17 protein-coding genes are annotated in these 14226 nt (G+C 71.1%); 8 read left to right on the forward strand and 9 right to left on the reverse strand.

The features are described from left to right. The first annotated feature begins 10 nt into the window (after nt 1–10). Entirely contained in the window at nt 11–151 is a 141-nt protein-coding gene (locus tag ACLF5H_RS35180) for a hypothetical protein (protein WP_421680060.1), read from the forward strand. Between the two features lie 105 nt (nt 152–256). Here the strand turns inward: ACLF5H_RS35180 and ACLF5H_RS35185 are convergent, their stop codons facing one another. From ACLF5H_RS35185 to ACLF5H_RS35195, 3 genes are all read right to left on the reverse strand, one after another. Further along, nucleotides 257–1078, reverse strand: coding sequence for an AfsR/SARP family transcriptional regulator (locus ACLF5H_RS35185; protein ID WP_365200010.1), 822 nt, complete (start codon nt 1076–1078; stop codon nt 257–259). A gap of 205 nt (nt 1079–1283) precedes the next feature. After that, on the reverse strand, nt 1284–2225 hold the full coding sequence (locus ACLF5H_RS35190) for an aromatase/cyclase (RefSeq protein WP_421680061.1): 942 nt from the start codon (nt 2223–2225) through the stop codon (nt 1284–1286). 18 nt (nt 2226–2243) lie between these two features. Next, complete coding sequence (locus ACLF5H_RS35195; RefSeq protein WP_421680062.1) at nt 2244–3029, reverse strand: SDR family NAD(P)-dependent oxidoreductase; 786 nt, start codon at nt 3027–3029, stop codon at nt 2244–2246. 166 nt (nt 3030–3195) lie between these two features. Here ACLF5H_RS35195 and ACLF5H_RS35200 point away from each other — a divergent pair, with 166 nt between their 5' ends. The 3 genes from ACLF5H_RS35200 to ACLF5H_RS35210 all read left to right on the forward strand — a co-directional run bounded on the left by ACLF5H_RS35200 (nt 3196) and on the right by ACLF5H_RS35210 (nt 5661). Further along, nucleotides 3196–3663, forward strand: a complete 468-nt coding sequence (locus tag ACLF5H_RS35200) for a nuclear transport factor 2 family protein (RefSeq protein ID WP_421680063.1) — start codon at nt 3196–3198, stop codon at nt 3661–3663. A 90-nt stretch (nt 3664–3753) separates the two neighbouring features. Next, nucleotides 3754–4827, forward strand: a complete 1074-nt coding sequence (locus ACLF5H_RS35205; RefSeq protein WP_421680064.1) for a serine hydrolase domain-containing protein — start codon at nt 3754–3756, stop codon at nt 4825–4827. Between the two features lie 60 nt (nt 4828–4887). Beyond that, nucleotides 4888–5661 (forward strand): SDR family NAD(P)-dependent oxidoreductase, encoded by a 774-nt coding sequence (locus tag ACLF5H_RS35210; protein ID WP_421680065.1) that lies wholly within the window; start codon nt 4888–4890, stop codon nt 5659–5661. Between the two features lie 78 nt (nt 5662–5739). On the opposite strand, the gene ACLF5H_RS35215 is transcribed toward ACLF5H_RS35210, so the two are convergent. After that, nucleotides 5740–6612: a class I SAM-dependent methyltransferase gene (locus ACLF5H_RS35215; RefSeq protein WP_421680066.1), complete on the reverse strand. Its 873-nt coding sequence runs from the start codon at nt 6610–6612 to the stop codon at nt 5740–5742. Nucleotides 6613–6827: 215 nt separating this feature from the next. Between ACLF5H_RS35215 and ACLF5H_RS35220 the strand changes: the two genes are divergently transcribed. The 3 genes from ACLF5H_RS35220 to ACLF5H_RS35230 are packed head-to-tail and all read left to right on the forward strand — an operon-like array spanning nt 6828 to nt 9070. Next, a complete protein-coding gene (locus ACLF5H_RS35220) occupies nt 6828–7262 on the forward strand; it encodes a SnoaL/DnrD family polyketide biosynthesis methyl ester cyclase (protein ID WP_421680166.1) in 435 nt (144 codons plus the stop codon). A 3-nt stretch (nt 7263–7265) separates the two neighbouring features. Continuing rightward, nucleotides 7266–8132: an SDR family oxidoreductase gene (locus tag ACLF5H_RS35225; RefSeq protein WP_421680067.1), complete on the forward strand. Its 867-nt coding sequence runs from the start codon at nt 7266–7268 to the stop codon at nt 8130–8132. Next, nucleotides 8129–9070 (forward strand): NmrA/HSCARG family protein, encoded by a 942-nt coding sequence (locus ACLF5H_RS35230; RefSeq protein ID WP_421680068.1) that lies wholly within the window; start codon nt 8129–8131, stop codon nt 9068–9070. The genes ACLF5H_RS35225 and ACLF5H_RS35230 overlap by 4 nt, the downstream gene beginning before the upstream one ends. A 100-nt stretch (nt 9071–9170) precedes the next feature. On the opposite strand, the gene ACLF5H_RS35235 is transcribed toward ACLF5H_RS35230, so the two are convergent. The 5 genes from ACLF5H_RS35235 to ACLF5H_RS35255 all read right to left on the reverse strand — a co-directional run bounded on the left by ACLF5H_RS35235 (nt 9171) and on the right by ACLF5H_RS35255 (nt 13471). Continuing rightward, nucleotides 9171–10058, reverse strand: a complete 888-nt coding sequence (locus ACLF5H_RS35235; protein ID WP_421680167.1) for an MBL fold metallo-hydrolase — start codon at nt 10056–10058, stop codon at nt 9171–9173. Nucleotides 10059–10087: 29 nt separating this feature from the next. Further along, entirely contained in the window at nt 10088–10531 is a 444-nt protein-coding gene (locus ACLF5H_RS35240) for an ester cyclase (RefSeq protein ID WP_365199987.1), read from the reverse strand. Nucleotides 10532–10580: 49 nt separating this feature from the next. Next, the gene (locus ACLF5H_RS35245) at nt 10581–11642 is read right to left on the reverse strand and encodes a zinc-binding dehydrogenase (protein ID WP_421680069.1); all 1062 of its coding nucleotides are present in this window, start codon (nt 11640–11642) and stop codon (nt 10581–10583) included. Further along, complete coding sequence (locus ACLF5H_RS35250) at nt 11639–12466, reverse strand: NAD(P)H-binding protein (RefSeq protein ID WP_421680070.1); 828 nt, start codon at nt 12464–12466, stop codon at nt 11639–11641. Before ACLF5H_RS35250 ends, ACLF5H_RS35245 begins: the two co-directional genes overlap by 4 nt. A 270-nt stretch (nt 12467–12736) precedes the next feature. Further along, nucleotides 12737–13471: a TetR/AcrR family transcriptional regulator gene (locus ACLF5H_RS35255; protein ID WP_421680071.1), complete on the reverse strand. Its 735-nt coding sequence runs from the start codon at nt 13469–13471 to the stop codon at nt 12737–12739. A 163-nt stretch (nt 13472–13634) separates the two neighbouring features. Here ACLF5H_RS35255 and ACLF5H_RS35260 point away from each other — a divergent pair, with 163 nt between their 5' ends. Next, nucleotides 13635–14225: a DUF2269 domain-containing protein gene (locus tag ACLF5H_RS35260; protein ID WP_365199978.1), complete on the forward strand. Its 591-nt coding sequence runs from the start codon at nt 13635–13637 to the stop codon at nt 14223–14225. The last annotated feature ends 1 nt before the right edge of the window (nt 14226 follow it).

Here is a 14226-nt window from a genome sequence, read left to right on the forward strand (position 1 = left end):
CCCGGCCGGGATGAAGGAGGAGCTGGGCCTGCCGAGACTGGTCACCATGGCGCTCACCAGCCCGGCGGATATCGACTTCACCATGTCAGCCGTCACAGCGCGCCATGCCCTACGCGAACTCCTGCCCGGTCAGGTACAGGCGAAGCGGTGATCGTCGGTGGCCACCAGGGCAACGGCCGTGCGGGCAGGCCCCTTGTCCCGGCCGGCTCCGCCGTTCAGTTGAGGGCGGCGGAGCCGACCGGGACCGGAGGGGTGGTCAGGCCGCGTACAAATCGAAGGTGGAGCACTGGCGTTCGCCGGTGAGGACGTCGAGGCGACTGTCGACAGTGAGGATGGCCTGGTGGAGGCGTTGCAGCTGGGGTGAGGGCTCCACGCCCAGTTCCTCGACCAGGCGGGTGCGCAGATCGCGGTAGACGCCCAGGGCGGACGCCTGGCGGCCGGAGCGGTAGAGGGCGACCATCGCCTGGGAGTGCAGGCCCTCGTGCTGCGGGTGACGGGAGATCAGTTCGAACAGCTCCGCGATCAGCCTGGCGTGCTTGCCCAGCCGGAGATCGGCGTCTATCCGGCGCTCCGTCGTGACCAGCCGGGACTCCTCCAGGCGCATGACCTCGATCTCCAGGACCGGCCCGAGCGGCACGTCGACGAGCGCCGGGCCCTGCCACAGTGACAGCGCCTTGGAGAAGGTCGCGGAAGCCTGTTCGTCCCGGTTCTGCTCGAAGGCGCTCTGGGCGGAGGCTGTCAGCCGCTCGTACTGATGCACATCGGTGCATGCCGGTTCGATCTGGAGGACATAGCCGCCGTGCCGGGTCGCGAGCACGTCCTTCGCCGTGCCCGACGCACCCGGATCCATGGCGGTGGCCAGGCGCCGACGGAGCTGGAGTATGTAGGTCTGGAGCGTGGTCAGGGCGCTCGCAGGCGGTTTTGTACCCCAGATCTCTTCCATGAGCGTCGACACAGGTAAAACCCTGCCCGGATGCAGAGCCAGAAGGGCCAGAACCTGCCTGGGCTTCCCCGCTGTCGGAACGATGGACTCTCGTCGTATGGTCGCCCCGAAGGGGCCTAGAAGTTGGATCTCCACAACTGCTCCCCGTCTCTCCGCGCTGTCACGCCGAGTCAAAGATGAGTCAAGAACTCATCATTGTTTCACAGTAGTCCACCCGCACCCTCGACACTTGATTTTTCCCCGATCGGGCTTTGCTCTGGTCAAAACTGGCCATGCCGTCTGCCCGGAACTCTTAGCCCGTCTTTATTTCGGAAATCTCGCTCCTCGTCGAACCCTCGGCTTATTTCTCGGCATATGCCTTTGCGAGGTTGAGCGTCACCGTGCTGTTGCGGCCGAGCGCCTCGCGTACATACCGGTGCGCGTCGGCGACGCCGGCGTTCTCGCCGAGCACCCGCCGGATGTTCTCCTCTCGCAGGATCACGTCATGGCGGGAGGTGACCGTCACGCCCGACGCGTCGGCGACGACCCGCCACTCGCCGGTGTGGGCCGACATCAGCGCGGGTGCCGACGTCTGCTTGTAGACGATGCGTCCGGCGTCCGGGAAGCAGACGCGCACCGATGTGGTGGTGTGCGCGGAGCCGTCCGCGGTGCGGGTGTCCATCGACATCGTCTGGACTCCCGGCTCGTCCTCCGTCACCTCCAGCCGGGACACATGGGGGACGAGGTCGGGCCAGTCCCGCACCCGGTAGAGGAACTCGTAGACCTTCTCGGCGGGACCGTCGACCCGGACGGAGTCCTCAAAGGAGAGGACGTGGCCGCTCAGTCGTGTCCAGCGCTCGGCGAGCTCCTTCAGGCTCCCCAGCTCCGCACGGCTGTTGGTGTCCGTCGCCCGCTCCACCCACGCCACATCGTCCGCGGCGTCGTCCCGCACGGTGAAGTCGTGCAGCAGCGCCAGCCTTGACCGCTGCGCGTCGCGCGGCTCGACGATCCACGTGCCGCCCATGGAGGTCACCGGCGCCGCGGACCGCTCCTGCCGGAACTCGATCCGCCGTGCCTCCGGGTCGAGTTCCCGGCGCGAGGTCCAGGACGTGATCCGGTCGTTGGCCGTGGCCCACATGCGCAGCCGTTCCCGCCGCCCGTCGGACTCCAGCCGCTGCACGTGTACGTTCGGCGGGAAGTACAGCGGCCAGGCGACCGCGTCGGAGATGATTCCGTAGACCACGTCCGCGGGCGCGCCCACTTCGATCTCGTGCCGGGTGCGGTGCACTTGCTCGGCAGACATTCGACAGCCCCTTTCGGCTCAGAAATTGCCCAGGCCGCCGCAGACGTTGATCGCCTGCGCCGTGATGGAGGCGGCGTGTTCGGTGGTCAGATAGCCGACGAGGCCCGCCACCTCCTCGGTGGTCGAGTAGCGCCCCAGCGGGATCTTCGCCTCGAAGCGCTCCCGTACGTCGTCCTGCGTCGTGCCCCAGGCGGCCGCGTAGCCCTGGCGCACCCGCTCGGCCATGGGGGTCTCCACATAGCCGGGGCAGACGGCGTTGACGGTGATGCCGGCCGGGGCCAGCTCCTTGCCCAGCGCCTTGGTGAAGCCGACGACCCCGTGCTTCGACGCGGAATAGGGGGCGCCGAGCAGCACGCCCTGCTTCCCCGCGGTCGAGGCGATGTTGACGATCCTGCCGTGACCGGTGTCCGCCAGACCGCCGATGGTCAGCACGGCGCGGGTCACCAGGAAGACGCTGTTCAGATTGGTGTCGATGACGTCGTACCAGAGTTCGTCCGTGAGGGCGGCGGTCGGTCCGCCCCCGCTGCGTCCCGCGTTGTTGACCAGGACGCTGACCGGGCCGAAGGTGTCGACCACGGAGCGGACCAGGGCCGCCACCGAGTCGGCCGAGCGCACGTCGGCCCGCGTGCCCGCCGCGTCCAGGCCCTCCCCGCGCAGTTCCTCAACGGTCCGCTCGACCTTGTCCCCGTCGCGGGCGCAGAGGAAGACACGGTTTCCCCGGCGCCCCAGGTCCCGGGCCACGGCGAGCCCGATGCCACTGGTGCCCCCGGTGACCAGGGCCACCGGCTTCGTCACTGTCGTCATCCGTCTACCTTCCGAGCGGCGATCGTGGTTCCGACCGTGTCCCGATCCGCTTGAAGCCGACAAGAAGATCACTTGAGAACCGGTACTCCAGGCGTCTTCGAAGCCCGCTCGATCCGGATCCCGGACCGTGGCGGAAAAGCGGGATCACGAGGGAACGGAGAAGTCCATGACCACGCAGCCGACGACCGCCCGAGCCGCCGTCCGGTCACCGCACGCGGAGGCGTTCGGCGCCCTGTACGCGCAGGTGCAGCAGTTCTACGCCCACCAGATGCAGTTGCTGGACCTCGGCGAGTGCGAGCGGTGGGCCGCCACCTTCACCGAGGACGCCACCTTCGAGGTGCCCACGCTGCCCGAGCCCGTGGCCGGACGGGCCGCCCTGGCCGCGGCCACCGGACGCACCGCGGCGCAGCTGGCGGCGAGCGGCATCCGACACCGTCACTTCATCGGCATGTTCGACGTCGGGGAGCAGCCGGACGGCACGGTCCATGTGCGCTCGTACGCCATCGTGTACGCGTCCCCGGTCGGCGGCGCGCCCCAGGTGCACCGGGTGTGTGTCTGTGACGACGTGCTGGTCCGGGTGGCCGGTGGACTCCAGGTCGCCGCCCGCCTGGTGACCCGTGACGACCTCGCCTGAGCGGGGCTCGAGCGGCTCGCGTTCGGCCCTCCAGCGTGGGTGGCCAGGCTTCACCCGGAAAGCAACCAACCGACATTGGGGTGTGCCGACATGCCGCAGACGACCATCGCTGCTCCGGAGGTCTTGGCCCACAAGAAGGCGGTCCAGCAGGCGGCCGACCGTCTCGTCGAACTGGGCGCCGCAGGAGTCCAGTTCCGCGTCACCCGGGGGGAACACGCATTCGTCGTCACCTCCGGCGTCGCCGAACTGGGCACCGGCCGGCCGGTGCCGGAGGACGGCCGGTTCCGGATCTCCTGCATCACCAAGCCGTTCGTCTCCGTGGTGGTGCTGCAACTGGTCACCGAGGGCCGGATCGAGCTCGACCGCACCGTGGAGAGCTACCTCCCCGGGCTGCTGCCGCAGGGTGAGCGGATCACCGTCCGCAATCTGCTCCAACACACCAGCGGCCTGTACAACTACGCCGACTCCTTCCAGAAGCCCGGCGACCGCTTCCTGCGCGACCGCTACAAGCACTACGAGCCCGAGGACCTGATCGCCGTCGCGGCCGGCAAGCCGCTGGAGTTCGAGCCGGGGAAGGAGTTCGCCTACTGCAACACCAACTATTTCGTCATCGGTCTGCTCATCCAGAAGGTGACCGGCCGCTCGTACCGTGACGAGATCCGCGAACGGGTCCTGGAGCCGCTCGGGCTGCGGGAGACGACGCTGCCGGGCGATGCGCCGGAGATCCCCGGGCCGCACGCCCACGGCTATATGCGGATCGCCGGCCGGACCGAGGACGTCACCCTGATGAACCCCTCGGAGGCCGGCTGCGCGGGCGAGATCATCTCGACCACGGCGGACCTGGACCGGTTCCTGGTCGCTCTGTTCGGCGGGGAACTGCTCGCCGACGCGGAGTTCGCGGAGATGACCACTCCGCTGCCTGCCGAGATGATCAAGGATCTGCCCATGGGCATCGGGTACGGCCTCGGGCTCATGAAACTCAAGAACGACGACGACCTCGATCTGTGGGGGCACGGCGCCGGTATCCCCGGGTACGCCACGTTCGCGGCGACCACCCGGGACCTGGGGATCCGGGTCCAGCTGTCGATCACCCTCGGCGAGGACTTCAGCAAGGAGGCGGAGCAGGCCGTCATCCGCGGCGTCAACACCGCGGTCTGCTTCTGAGGCCCGGCGTCATCTCCCTGGCCCGGGCCGACGGCCCGGCGCCGGAAAGGACTTCCATCCATGGCGAACAGTGACCGTGTGGCGGGCGGCGGGGGCCGGGCCGTCGTCGTCACCGGCGGCGGTACCGGGATCGGCCGGGCCACGGCGCGCGCGTTCCACGAGGACGGGGCGCGCGTGCTGATCGTCGGCCGCTCGGCGGAGACGCTCCGGGCGACGGCCGACGGGTACGACGGGATCCGCTGCCTCACCGCCGATGTGCGGGCTCCCGAGGCGGCCGAGGAGATCGTCGCGACGGCTCTGCGGGAATTCGGCCGGATCGACGTCCTGGTCAACAACGCGGCCGTCACCGGGTTCGCGCCGCTGGACGGCCTGGACCGGGACTGCGTCGAGGCGCAGTTGGGCACGAATCTGATCGGCCCGCTGTTCCTGACCCAGCAGGCGCTGGACGCGCTGGAGGCCACCGGGGGCACGGTCGTGAACGTCAGCTCGGCGGGCTCGCTCGGCCGCCGGGCCTGGCCGGAGAACTCTGTGTACGGCGTGGCCAAGGCGGGCCTCGACTTCCTCACCCGGACCTGGGCGGTGGAGCTCGCGCCACGGGGCATCCGCTGCGTGGGCGTCGCTCCCGGCGTGGTCGACACCGGTGTCGGTGTGCGGGCGGGGATGCCTCCCGAGGCGTACGAGGCGTTCCTGGCACAGATGGCCGGGCGTATTCCGGCGGGCCGGGTGGGCCGCCCGGAGGACATCGCCTGGTGGATCGTACGGCTGACCGGTCCAGAGGCCGGGTACGTCAACGGCGCCGTGCTGGCCGTGGACGGCGCGCTCTCGGTGGTCTGAGGGGAGCCGGGGCGGCCGGCAGAGAGGAGAGCGGAGGACCGGGGTGTGCCCGGTCCTCCGCTCTCCTCTGTGCTTCGGTCAGTGGGCGACCGTCGCCCTGACGTACCGCACCGGCACCTCGATCCGCACCGTGCTGTCGCTGTCGCTGTCGCTGTCGCGCAGGGCGTCCAACGCGGTGATGAGGCGGGTCCGCAGCGCCGCGGCCTCCTGCTCGGGCAGGTGCTGCCACAGCAGCCGCATGCCCTGGGTGTGTGACCAGTCGACCCATGCCGCGCCGGAGACCGCGGTCATCCGCACCGGCTCGTCGACGATCTCCACGTCGGTGAACCCGGCCCCTCCCAGGGCCGCCGTCAGGTCGGCGGGGTGCTCCAGCCAGGAGTGCAACTGCCGGTGCAACTGTTCCGGGTGCCAGGACTCGGGCAGATGCCGGAGCAGCTCCAGCGGAATCAGCTCGGTGAACATCGGCGGCAGGAAGGGGAAGGTGTCCCGGGTGAACACCGGGCTGGTGAAGGCGATCCGGCCACCGGGGGCCAGCAGCCGGGCGAAGCGGGCGAGCGCGGTCCGCGCGTCCGGCAGGAAGATCACGCTGTAGCTGCCGAGAATCAGGTCGAACGAACCGGGCGGCAGGTCGGGGTGCTCGCCGTCCATCACCCGCACCTCGACGTTGTCGATGCCCTGCCGCCCGGCCTCGCGCCGGGCCTCCTCGATCATCGCGGGGGCGATGTCGATCCCGAGGGCGTGGCCGGCCGGGCCGATCAGCCGGGCGGCGGGCAGCAGCGTCGCGCCGAGACCGCACCCGATGTCGAGCACCCGTTCGCCGGGCCGCGGCGCCGCCCGTTCGACGAGCCGGCGGCCCATGGGCGTGAAGAACTCCACGCCCATCCGGTCGTAGATGGCCGCGGCGCCATTGAAGGCGTCGGTGACTTTCGCTTTGTAAGCGGTGGTGTCCATCGTCACTCGTTCACTCCGATCTCCTGCGGACGAAAAGGTCCGAGTTTTATCGTCGGGGTTCGGTCGATAAAATCCCCGGATTGTTCGTGGAGTGCTGCTGGACAGTCCCTCGAAGTTCCCTGGAATAAGTGCGTCAGAGAAACCTCGGGCCTTGCCCGTGGCCGTGTGCTGGCCCAGGATTAAAGGAGATGAGCACGCACTGCGAAAGGGATGGGATGAGCGGTCGGATAGATGTCGTACGGCGAATGATAAAGGCGTACAACACGGGGCTCACCGAGGATGTCGCGGAATACATACACCCGGAATACCTGAACCCGGCGACGCTGGAACACATGGATCTGCGGGGACCCGAGTCCTTCGCGATGGCCGTCAAATGGCTGCGGATGACATTCTCCGAGGAAGCCCGCCTCGAAGAGGTGCGGCTCGAGGAGCGCGGCGACTGGGTCCGCGCCCATCTGGTGCTTTACGGACGGCATGTCGGCGATCTCGTGGGGATGGCCCCGACCGGGCGGGTCTTCTCGGGCGAGCAGATCCATCTGATCCGGTTCGTCGACGGCCGGATCCGCGACCACCGCGACTGGCCCGACTACCAGGGCACCTACCGGCAGCTCGGTTCACCGTGGCCCGAGCCCGACGGCTGGAGGGCCTGACCGATGATCCTGATCACCGGAGCCACCGGCAAGGTCGGCCGCGAGGCGGTCCGGCAGCTCCTCGGACTCGGCCACGGTGTCCGCGCGTTGAGCCGCAGGCCCGAGACGGCCGGACTGCCCGGCGGAGCCGACGTGGTCGCGGGCAGCCCGGCCGACCCCGCCTCGCTCGACGACGCGTTCACCGGTGTCTCGGCGGTGCTGGCGGTACTCGTCGGCGATGTACCGGCCGAGGCGGCCAATATCGCGCGGGCCGCCCGGAGGGCGGGCACGGGCCGGATCGTGCTGTTGTCGTCGGCGAGCGTCCGGCATCCACTCCCGCACGGCATCGCGGACGAACACCGGGCAGCAGAGGAGGCGGTCCTGCGCTCCGGCGCGGCCTGGACCTTCCTGCGCCCCGGGCCCTTCCACGCCAACACATCCTGGTGGTCGCGGACGGTGCGTGAGCGAGGCGCGGTGCGCTGCTGGATCGGGAACAACCCGGGGGCGCCCGTCGACGAGTACGACATCGCGTCGGCCGCGGTCGCGGCGCTCACCCAGGACGGGCACGAAGGCCGGTCGTACCTGCTCACCGGCCCGCAGACGCTCACGTCGCGCGAGCAGGCGCGGATCCTCGGCGACGTGTTGGGCCGGACGCTGGACTTCTCGGTGGCGCCCGCCGACGAGGTGGTGGACGTCTTCGCCGGGATCACCGGCGACCGCACGGCCGCGGTGACCAATGTCGCCGCGCTGCGCAGCCCGGAGGTGCCCTGGGCGAAGCCGACGACGGCGGTGCGCGACCTCACGGGGCGTGAGCCGCGCCCGTACCGGCGGTGGGCGGCGGAGAACGCGGCGCTGTTCGCGCCGGACCGAGCGGAGGGGAGCGCCGAATGAGCCGTAGGAACGAGGACGCGCGGGCCACCGGAGCGCACGAGGCCGCGGTGGCCATGGAGGGGAGCACGGGGGCGGCCGGGCCGGTCCTGGTCACCGGGGCCACCGGTCTCCAGGGCGGCGCCGTGGCCCGTGAACTCGTGCGCCGCGGCTGGGACACGGTGGCCCTGGTGCGGGACCCGGACTCATCGGCGGCCAGGAGACTCGCGGCGCTCGGCGTGACGCTGACCCGCGGCGACCTGGACGACGAGGCGTCGCTGCGGGCCGCGATGAACGGCGTGCACGGAGTCTTCTCCGTGCAGACCTTCATGACGCCGGCCGGGCTCGGCGGCGAGGTCCGCCAAGGGCGTGCCGTGGCCAGGGCGGCTCTGGCCACCGGCGTGGCCCACCTGGTCTACAGCTCGGTCGGCGGCGCCGAACGGCACAGCGGCGTACCCCACTTCGACTCCAAGCGGGGCATCGAGCGGTACCTCGCCGAACTCGGGGTGCCGCACACCGTGCTGCGCCCGGCGTTCTTCATGGACAACTTCGCCGCCAACGGTGTGCAGCGGGAGGACGGCACGCTGGTGGTGCGGCTCGCCCTGAAGCCCCGCACCCCGGTGCAGTTCGTCGCCGTCGCGGACATCGCGCACTTCGCCGCGGAGGCGTTCGAGCGGCCGCGGCGGTACCTGGGCCGTTCCGTGGAGCTGGCCGGGGACGAGCTGACGGCGACGGAGGTGGCGCAGGCGATCGCCGCGCGCACGGGTCGGCCGGCCCGCTTCGAGGAACTCCCGCTGGACAGCGTCGCGGCCAGCCCGTACATCCCCAACGCCCCGGAGATCGCCCTGATGTTCGAGTGGTTTCAGCGGTACGGCTACCGGGCGGACATTCCCGCGCTGCGCGCCGAGCACCCGGGGCTGACGGACTTCGCGTCGTATCTCAAGGGCATCGAGATCGGTTAGCGAGGAGCGACGGCGTCGCCCCGGACGGGCTCACCGCCTGTCCGGGGCAACGTTGTTGTGCGGAGGCGCCGGCGCACGGGCGGCCCGGGCTCCCGGCGGATCACGCGTGGCAGTCGGGCAGCCCGCCGTGGAACACGGACATCTCCTTGAAGAGCGCGCCGACGTCGAGGGGACTGCCGGGCGCCGCGCCGCGCACCTCCGCATAGGCCCGGTGCAGATTCGGCACCAGCCGCTCGGAGTCGAGCAGGCCGTCGAACGGTCCGGGACCGGTCTCATGGGCGAGCTGGAGCGGGGGCAGGCCGTCGGCGACGCCCCGCCGGGCCTGCTCGTGGAGCCAGTGGAAGTACGCCTCGTTCGCGTCGATCAGCTCGGGGCCGCCGACCGGGCCGTGGCCCGGGACGACCGTCTCGGCGCCCAGGGCACGCAACCGTTCCATGGCCCGCAGCGACCCGGACACCGACCCCATCAGACAGAACGGCGTGATGCCGGACATCACCAGGTCGCCGGTGAACAGGACGCGCCGGTCGGGCAGCCAGACGGCCGTGTCGGCCGCGGTGTGGGCCGGCCCCAGGTGGATCAGGTCGACACGCACCCCGCCGACGTGCACGGTCAGCGCGTCCCGGTAGGTGAGCTGGGGCAAAGTCAGTTGCAGTTCGCCCCAGCGCACATCGGGCCACAGTCCGGTGAGGTGCAGCCCGGCCGCGGCCATCTCGGTGCGGGTGCGCTCGTGGGCGATGATCAGCGCCTCGGGGAAGTGCGAGTTGCCGAAGGTGTGGTCGCCGTGGAAGTGGGTGTTCACCACGGTGCGCGGCGGGGCGCCCGAGCGCCGCAGCACCTCGGTGCGCAGCAGCCGGGCACGCAGCTCGGTCGCCGCGGTGTCCACCAGCAGGCTCTCGCCGCCGTCGCCGACCACGAGTCCGGCGTTGTTGACGCACCAGCCGCCGTCGGGCTGCACATAGGCGTGCACCCCGTCGCCGACCTCGGTCATGTGCGGTACGGCGGTCCGGACGGTCCGGCTCACAGTACGTCTGCCCCGACCAGGCCCAGCTTCTTGAGCATGGGCAGGTAGTTGAAGACGTCGTAGTGCTCGATCACCTGGCCCGCGTCATTGAAGCGGAGCTCCTCCAGCATGTACCAGGTCACCTTGGTGCCGCTGGGGGCCTTGCCGAGGAACTCGCCCCCGTGGCCGGCCGTCACGGTGATCCGCAGGCAGACGCGGTCCCCCTCGGCGACGATGCTCCTGACGTCCAGGTGCAGATCGGGGAAGGCGGCGAGGCCGCCCTCCATCGCCCGGACCATGGCCTGCGAGGACACCGGGCGGTCCTCGGAGAAGTGCTGGATGTCCGGGGCCCAGTGCTTGATGATGCCCTGGAGCTCCCAGCGGTTCCAGCTCGCGACCATGGACAGGGCGAGCTCCTTGTTGCGTTCCTGGGCGGACTTCTCGGTCATCGTGGTGGGCATGTCGGATTCCTTCCGAACGGGGGAGTGGCGCCGGGGTGCGACCGGCGGTTCAGGGCAGCAGGACGTGCTTGCCGACGGTGCGGCCGTCCAGCAGGGCGCGCACCGCGAGCGCCGCCGCGTCCAGGGGGTGGCGGGCCGCGATCTCCGGCCGAAGCACACCTTCGGCGGCCAGCCGGAAGAGCGTGCCGAGATCGGTGCCGAAGGCGTCGCCGGGCTTGACGTAGTACATGGACATGCGTCGGCCGCGCGTGAGCCCGAAACGCCGGGCGACCCAGCGGCCCGCGGTGCGCCCGAGGGCCGGGACATGGGGGCGGAACCACTGGCCGGGCTTGTATCCGGCGACGGAGGAGTCGTAGGAGACCAGGGTCCCGCCGGTGGCGAGCATGGCCCAGCTCTCGTCCAGACCCCGCCCGCCGATGTGGTCGAAGACGGCCCGGACACCTCCGGGGGTCCGCTCCCGGACGATGTCGGCGAGTCCGGGCGTGCGGTAGTCCAGGGGCTCCGCGCCCAGCGCGCGGACCGCGTCGTGCTTGCCCGGCGAGGCGGTGCCGAGGACGCGCAGTCCGTGGTGCACGGCGAGCTGGGTGAGAAGGCTTCCGACGCCGCCTGCGGCGCCGTGCACCAGCACGGTGTCGCCGGGCCGTACCCGGGCCAGCCGGTGCAGCATCTGCCAGGCGGTCACCCCGTTGGTGATCAGGGCCACGGCGGCGGCCGCGTCCAGTTCCTCCGGGACGGCGACGAGCGTTCGGGCCGGCGCCTCCAGGTACCGCGTCCAGGCACCGTGGCGGGGCATGGCGGCGACACGATCGCCGACCCGCCTGTCGGTGACGTCCGGGCCGGTCTCGACGACGCGTCCGACCAGGTCGTAGCCGGGGACGAAGGGGAAGGCCGGGGGGAAGGGGTGCAGATGCCCGAGCATCTGCACCTCCGCGTAGGAGACGCCCGCGGCCTCGACCCGGACGACGACGTTGCCGCGGCCCGCGGTGGGGCGGGCGCCCTCGCCGAGGACGATGTGCCGCTCGGGATCGCCGCTGCCGGTCATCCGGACGAACACGTTGGTGTTCTCCGCTGCCGCAGTCGGCGGCACGGGCTCGGGGACACGGTTCGTCATGCCACCCGCCCCTCGTCCCGAGGGGCGAAGTCGGCGGCGTGGTCGGCCGCCCACCGGGCGAACGTCCTGCCCGGGCGGCCGGTGACGCGCTCGACGGTGTCCACCGGGACCGGCGGGTGTGTGACGGCGTCGGCGAGATACCGCAGCACCATCTCCACGACCGGCGCGGGCATGGCCGCCGCCATGGCCTTCCGCGCCTGGTCCGGCGTGATCTCCTCGAACGCGACCGGGCGGCCGACGGCCTCGGCGATCGCCCGCACCTGATCGGTCTGGGTGATCGCCTCCGGCCCGGTCAGCAGGTATGCGCGCCCCGCATGCCCACCCTCCAACAGCGCGGTCGCGGCCACGGCGGCCACGTCGGCCTCGTGCACCGGTACCCGTTGGGCGGCGCCGTAGGGAGCGCGCGCCACGCCCTCGGTGCGGATGGATTCGGCCCACTTCCACAGGACGTTCGACGCGAACTCGTCGGGGCGTACGAAGGTCCACTCGACGCCGGACTCTTCGACGGCGCGCTCCACGGCGCGATGGTGCTCCCCGCTGTGGTGGTCGCCCGAGGTGTCCAGCACGGAGGACGAGGAAAGGACGACGATCCGGCGCACGCCGGCTTCCTCGGCGGCCGCGACGACCGCGCGGGCGGTCTCGGGGACCGGGAAGAGGTAGAGGCGCTCCACGCCGTGCAGCGCGGCCCGCAGGGTGTCCGGCTGCAGCAGGTCGCCCTTTTGTATCTCGGCTCCTTCGGGCAGTGCGGCCGTGTCCGGGTCGCGGGTCAGCGCCCGCACTCGCATGCCCGCGGCGAGCAGCTGACCGGTCACCAGCCGGCCCACGGACCCTGTCGCTCCTGTCACCAGAACTGTCACGCCTGCTCCGCCCTGTCGGCCTCGGCGCTGCGAGGCTGCTTCGTCTCGTGCGCAACCAGGGTGGGAAACTCGACTGGAGGGCCCCCTGAGACTCGCTGGAGCATGGGGCTGAGGCCGAGGCTGAGGCCGAGGCTGAGGCCGAGGCTGAGGCCGGAGCCGGGCCGGAGTCGTCGGAGCGGGCGCCCCGCAGGGTGCGGAGGCGTCCGGCGAGGCGGTCGCGAGGCGGTCGCGGGGTGGTCAGCCCGCGCGGTGGCCTTCGATGCGTTGCTCGATGCCGTCCAGTACCCGCTGGAGTCCGAACTCGAAGCCCCCGTCGGGCCCGAGCCCCTCGCCGGGCTCCTCGAAGACCCCGGACCGCCAGACACCGGTGAGGGCGGGGAAGCGGTCGGCGGAGATCGTCTTCTCCAGCAGCGGTCCGGTCTGCTCGTACCACTCGTCGTAGCTGAGCCCGGAGCGCCGTGCGTCGTGCTCGGCGTCCGCGGACTGCTGGGCCGCGCCGCGGACGTAGCCGTTGAGCAGATGGACCACCGCGAGCATCTCCCGCTCCGGCAGGCCCACTTCGGACAGGGCCCCGAGCACGCCGTCCCACAGAGCGGTCTCGTGGGGGCCCATGAGCATCCGGGAGGAGGCGAGGGGCGGCACCCAGGGGTGGCGGCGGGCGATGTCCATACGGCCCCGCGCGTAGTGCTCAAGGGCCTGCCGCCAGCCGTCGGCGCCCTCCAGCGAGGGCGCTTCGCCGAGTACCTCGTCGAGCATGCAGTTGACCAGCTCGGCACGGCCCGGCACATAGGTGTAGAGCGACATCGCGGTGACGCCGAGCGGCTCGGCGACCTTGCGCATCGACAGGGCGGCCAGTCCCTCGGAGTCGGCGACGGTGATCGCGGTCCGCACGATGCGGTCGACCGTCAGGCCTTGGCGGGGACCGCGGGCCGGGCGGACGGGATCCCGTTCCGAGCGCCAGAGCAGAGCCATGGTGCGCGCCGGATCCATCCGGCCATTTCCGCTCGTCCCGCCGGTTCCTGACCTCACATCGGAATGGTAATCCTGTACGCTGCCAAGGATTCTCCTTACACTGTAAAGAGTTTGGTGTCCGGGTTGGCGCACGCCCGGACCAGGCAGAAGGCGAGGCGCAGGTTTGTCCGCTTCCACCCCCACAGCGACCCCACGGCCCGGTGCCCCCCGGCGGCACCCCGCGAGGAAAAGGTTCGAACTCGGCCGCAGAGCCCGGAAGCTGACCCTGGCCGTCCATGTCGTCACCTCGGTCGGCTGGGTCGGGCTCTCGCTGTCCATGGCGGTGCTGGCCGTCATCGGGTTCACAACGCAGGACGCCGCCGTCGCCAAGGGCGTCTACTACGCGATGCGTGTCTTCGACGACACCAGCGTGACGGCCTTCAGCCTCACCGCCGCGATCACCGGGATCCTGCTCTCCTGCGGCACCAAGTGGGGCCTGCTGCTGCACTGGTGGATCGTCGTCAAGTGGGCCATCACGCTGTTCATGACGGTCTTCGCCTGGTTCGTGATCCACCCGGCCGTCCTGACCGCCAGCGAGCGGACGGCCGCGGCGGGCGGCGGTCCGCCGCGGCCGGGCGCGGTGGCCGGCTTCCTGCTGTGGAGCGCGCCGCTGCTGTTCGCCCTGCTCACCGTCGCCGCCGTGGTCTCGGTCTACAAGCCCTGGGGACGCACGGCGCGCGGAAGCCGCGCCCGGCCCGCGGGCGGACGCGGCTGAC

This window comes from Streptomyces sp. LaBMicrA B280, from assembly GCF_049222185.1.
GTDB lineage: Bacteria > Actinomycetota > Actinomycetes > Streptomycetales > Streptomycetaceae > Streptomyces > Streptomyces murinus.

What these genes read in the sequence shown, in the direction of transcription:
- ACLF5H_RS35230 (WP_421680068.1), top strand. Translation starts at nt 8,129, where the DNA reads ATGAGCCGTAGGAACGAGGACGCGCGGGCCACCGGAGCGCACGAGGCC.
- ACLF5H_RS35195 (WP_421680062.1), bottom strand. Translation starts at nt 3,029, where the DNA reads ATGACGACAGTGACGAAGCCGGTGGCCCTGGTCACCGGGGGCACCAGT.
- ACLF5H_RS35215 (WP_421680066.1), bottom strand. Translation starts at nt 6,612, where the DNA reads ATGGACACCACCGCTTACAAAGCGAAAGTCACCGACGCCTTCAATGGC.
- ACLF5H_RS35235 (WP_421680167.1), bottom strand. Translation starts at nt 10,058, where the DNA reads ATGACCGAGGTCGGCGACGGGGTGCACGCCTATGTGCAGCCCGACGGC.
- ACLF5H_RS35205 (WP_421680064.1), top strand. Translation starts at nt 3,754, where the DNA reads ATGCCGCAGACGACCATCGCTGCTCCGGAGGTCTTGGCCCACAAGAAG.
- ACLF5H_RS35240 (WP_365199987.1), bottom strand. Translation starts at nt 10,531, where the DNA reads ATGCCCACCACGATGACCGAGAAGTCCGCCCAGGAACGCAACAAGGAG.
- ACLF5H_RS35200 (WP_421680063.1), top strand. Translation starts at nt 3,196, where the DNA reads ATGACCACGCAGCCGACGACCGCCCGAGCCGCCGTCCGGTCACCGCAC.
- ACLF5H_RS35220 (WP_421680166.1), top strand. Translation starts at nt 6,828, where the DNA reads ATGAGCGGTCGGATAGATGTCGTACGGCGAATGATAAAGGCGTACAAC.
- ACLF5H_RS35190 (WP_421680061.1), bottom strand. Translation starts at nt 2,225, where the DNA reads ATGTCTGCCGAGCAAGTGCACCGCACCCGGCACGAGATCGAAGTGGGC.
- ACLF5H_RS35225 (WP_421680067.1), top strand. Translation starts at nt 7,266, where the DNA reads ATGATCCTGATCACCGGAGCCACCGGCAAGGTCGGCCGCGAGGCGGTC.
- ACLF5H_RS35210 (WP_421680065.1), top strand. Translation starts at nt 4,888, where the DNA reads ATGGCGAACAGTGACCGTGTGGCGGGCGGCGGGGGCCGGGCCGTCGTC.
- ACLF5H_RS35180 (WP_421680060.1), top strand. Translation starts at nt 11, where the DNA reads ATGAAGGAGGAGCTGGGCCTGCCGAGACTGGTCACCATGGCGCTCACC.
- ACLF5H_RS35245 (WP_421680069.1), bottom strand. Translation starts at nt 11,642, where the DNA reads ATGACGAACCGTGTCCCCGAGCCCGTGCCGCCGACTGCGGCAGCGGAG.
- ACLF5H_RS35255 (WP_421680071.1), bottom strand. Translation starts at nt 13,471, where the DNA reads ATGGCTCTGCTCTGGCGCTCGGAACGGGATCCCGTCCGCCCGGCCCGC.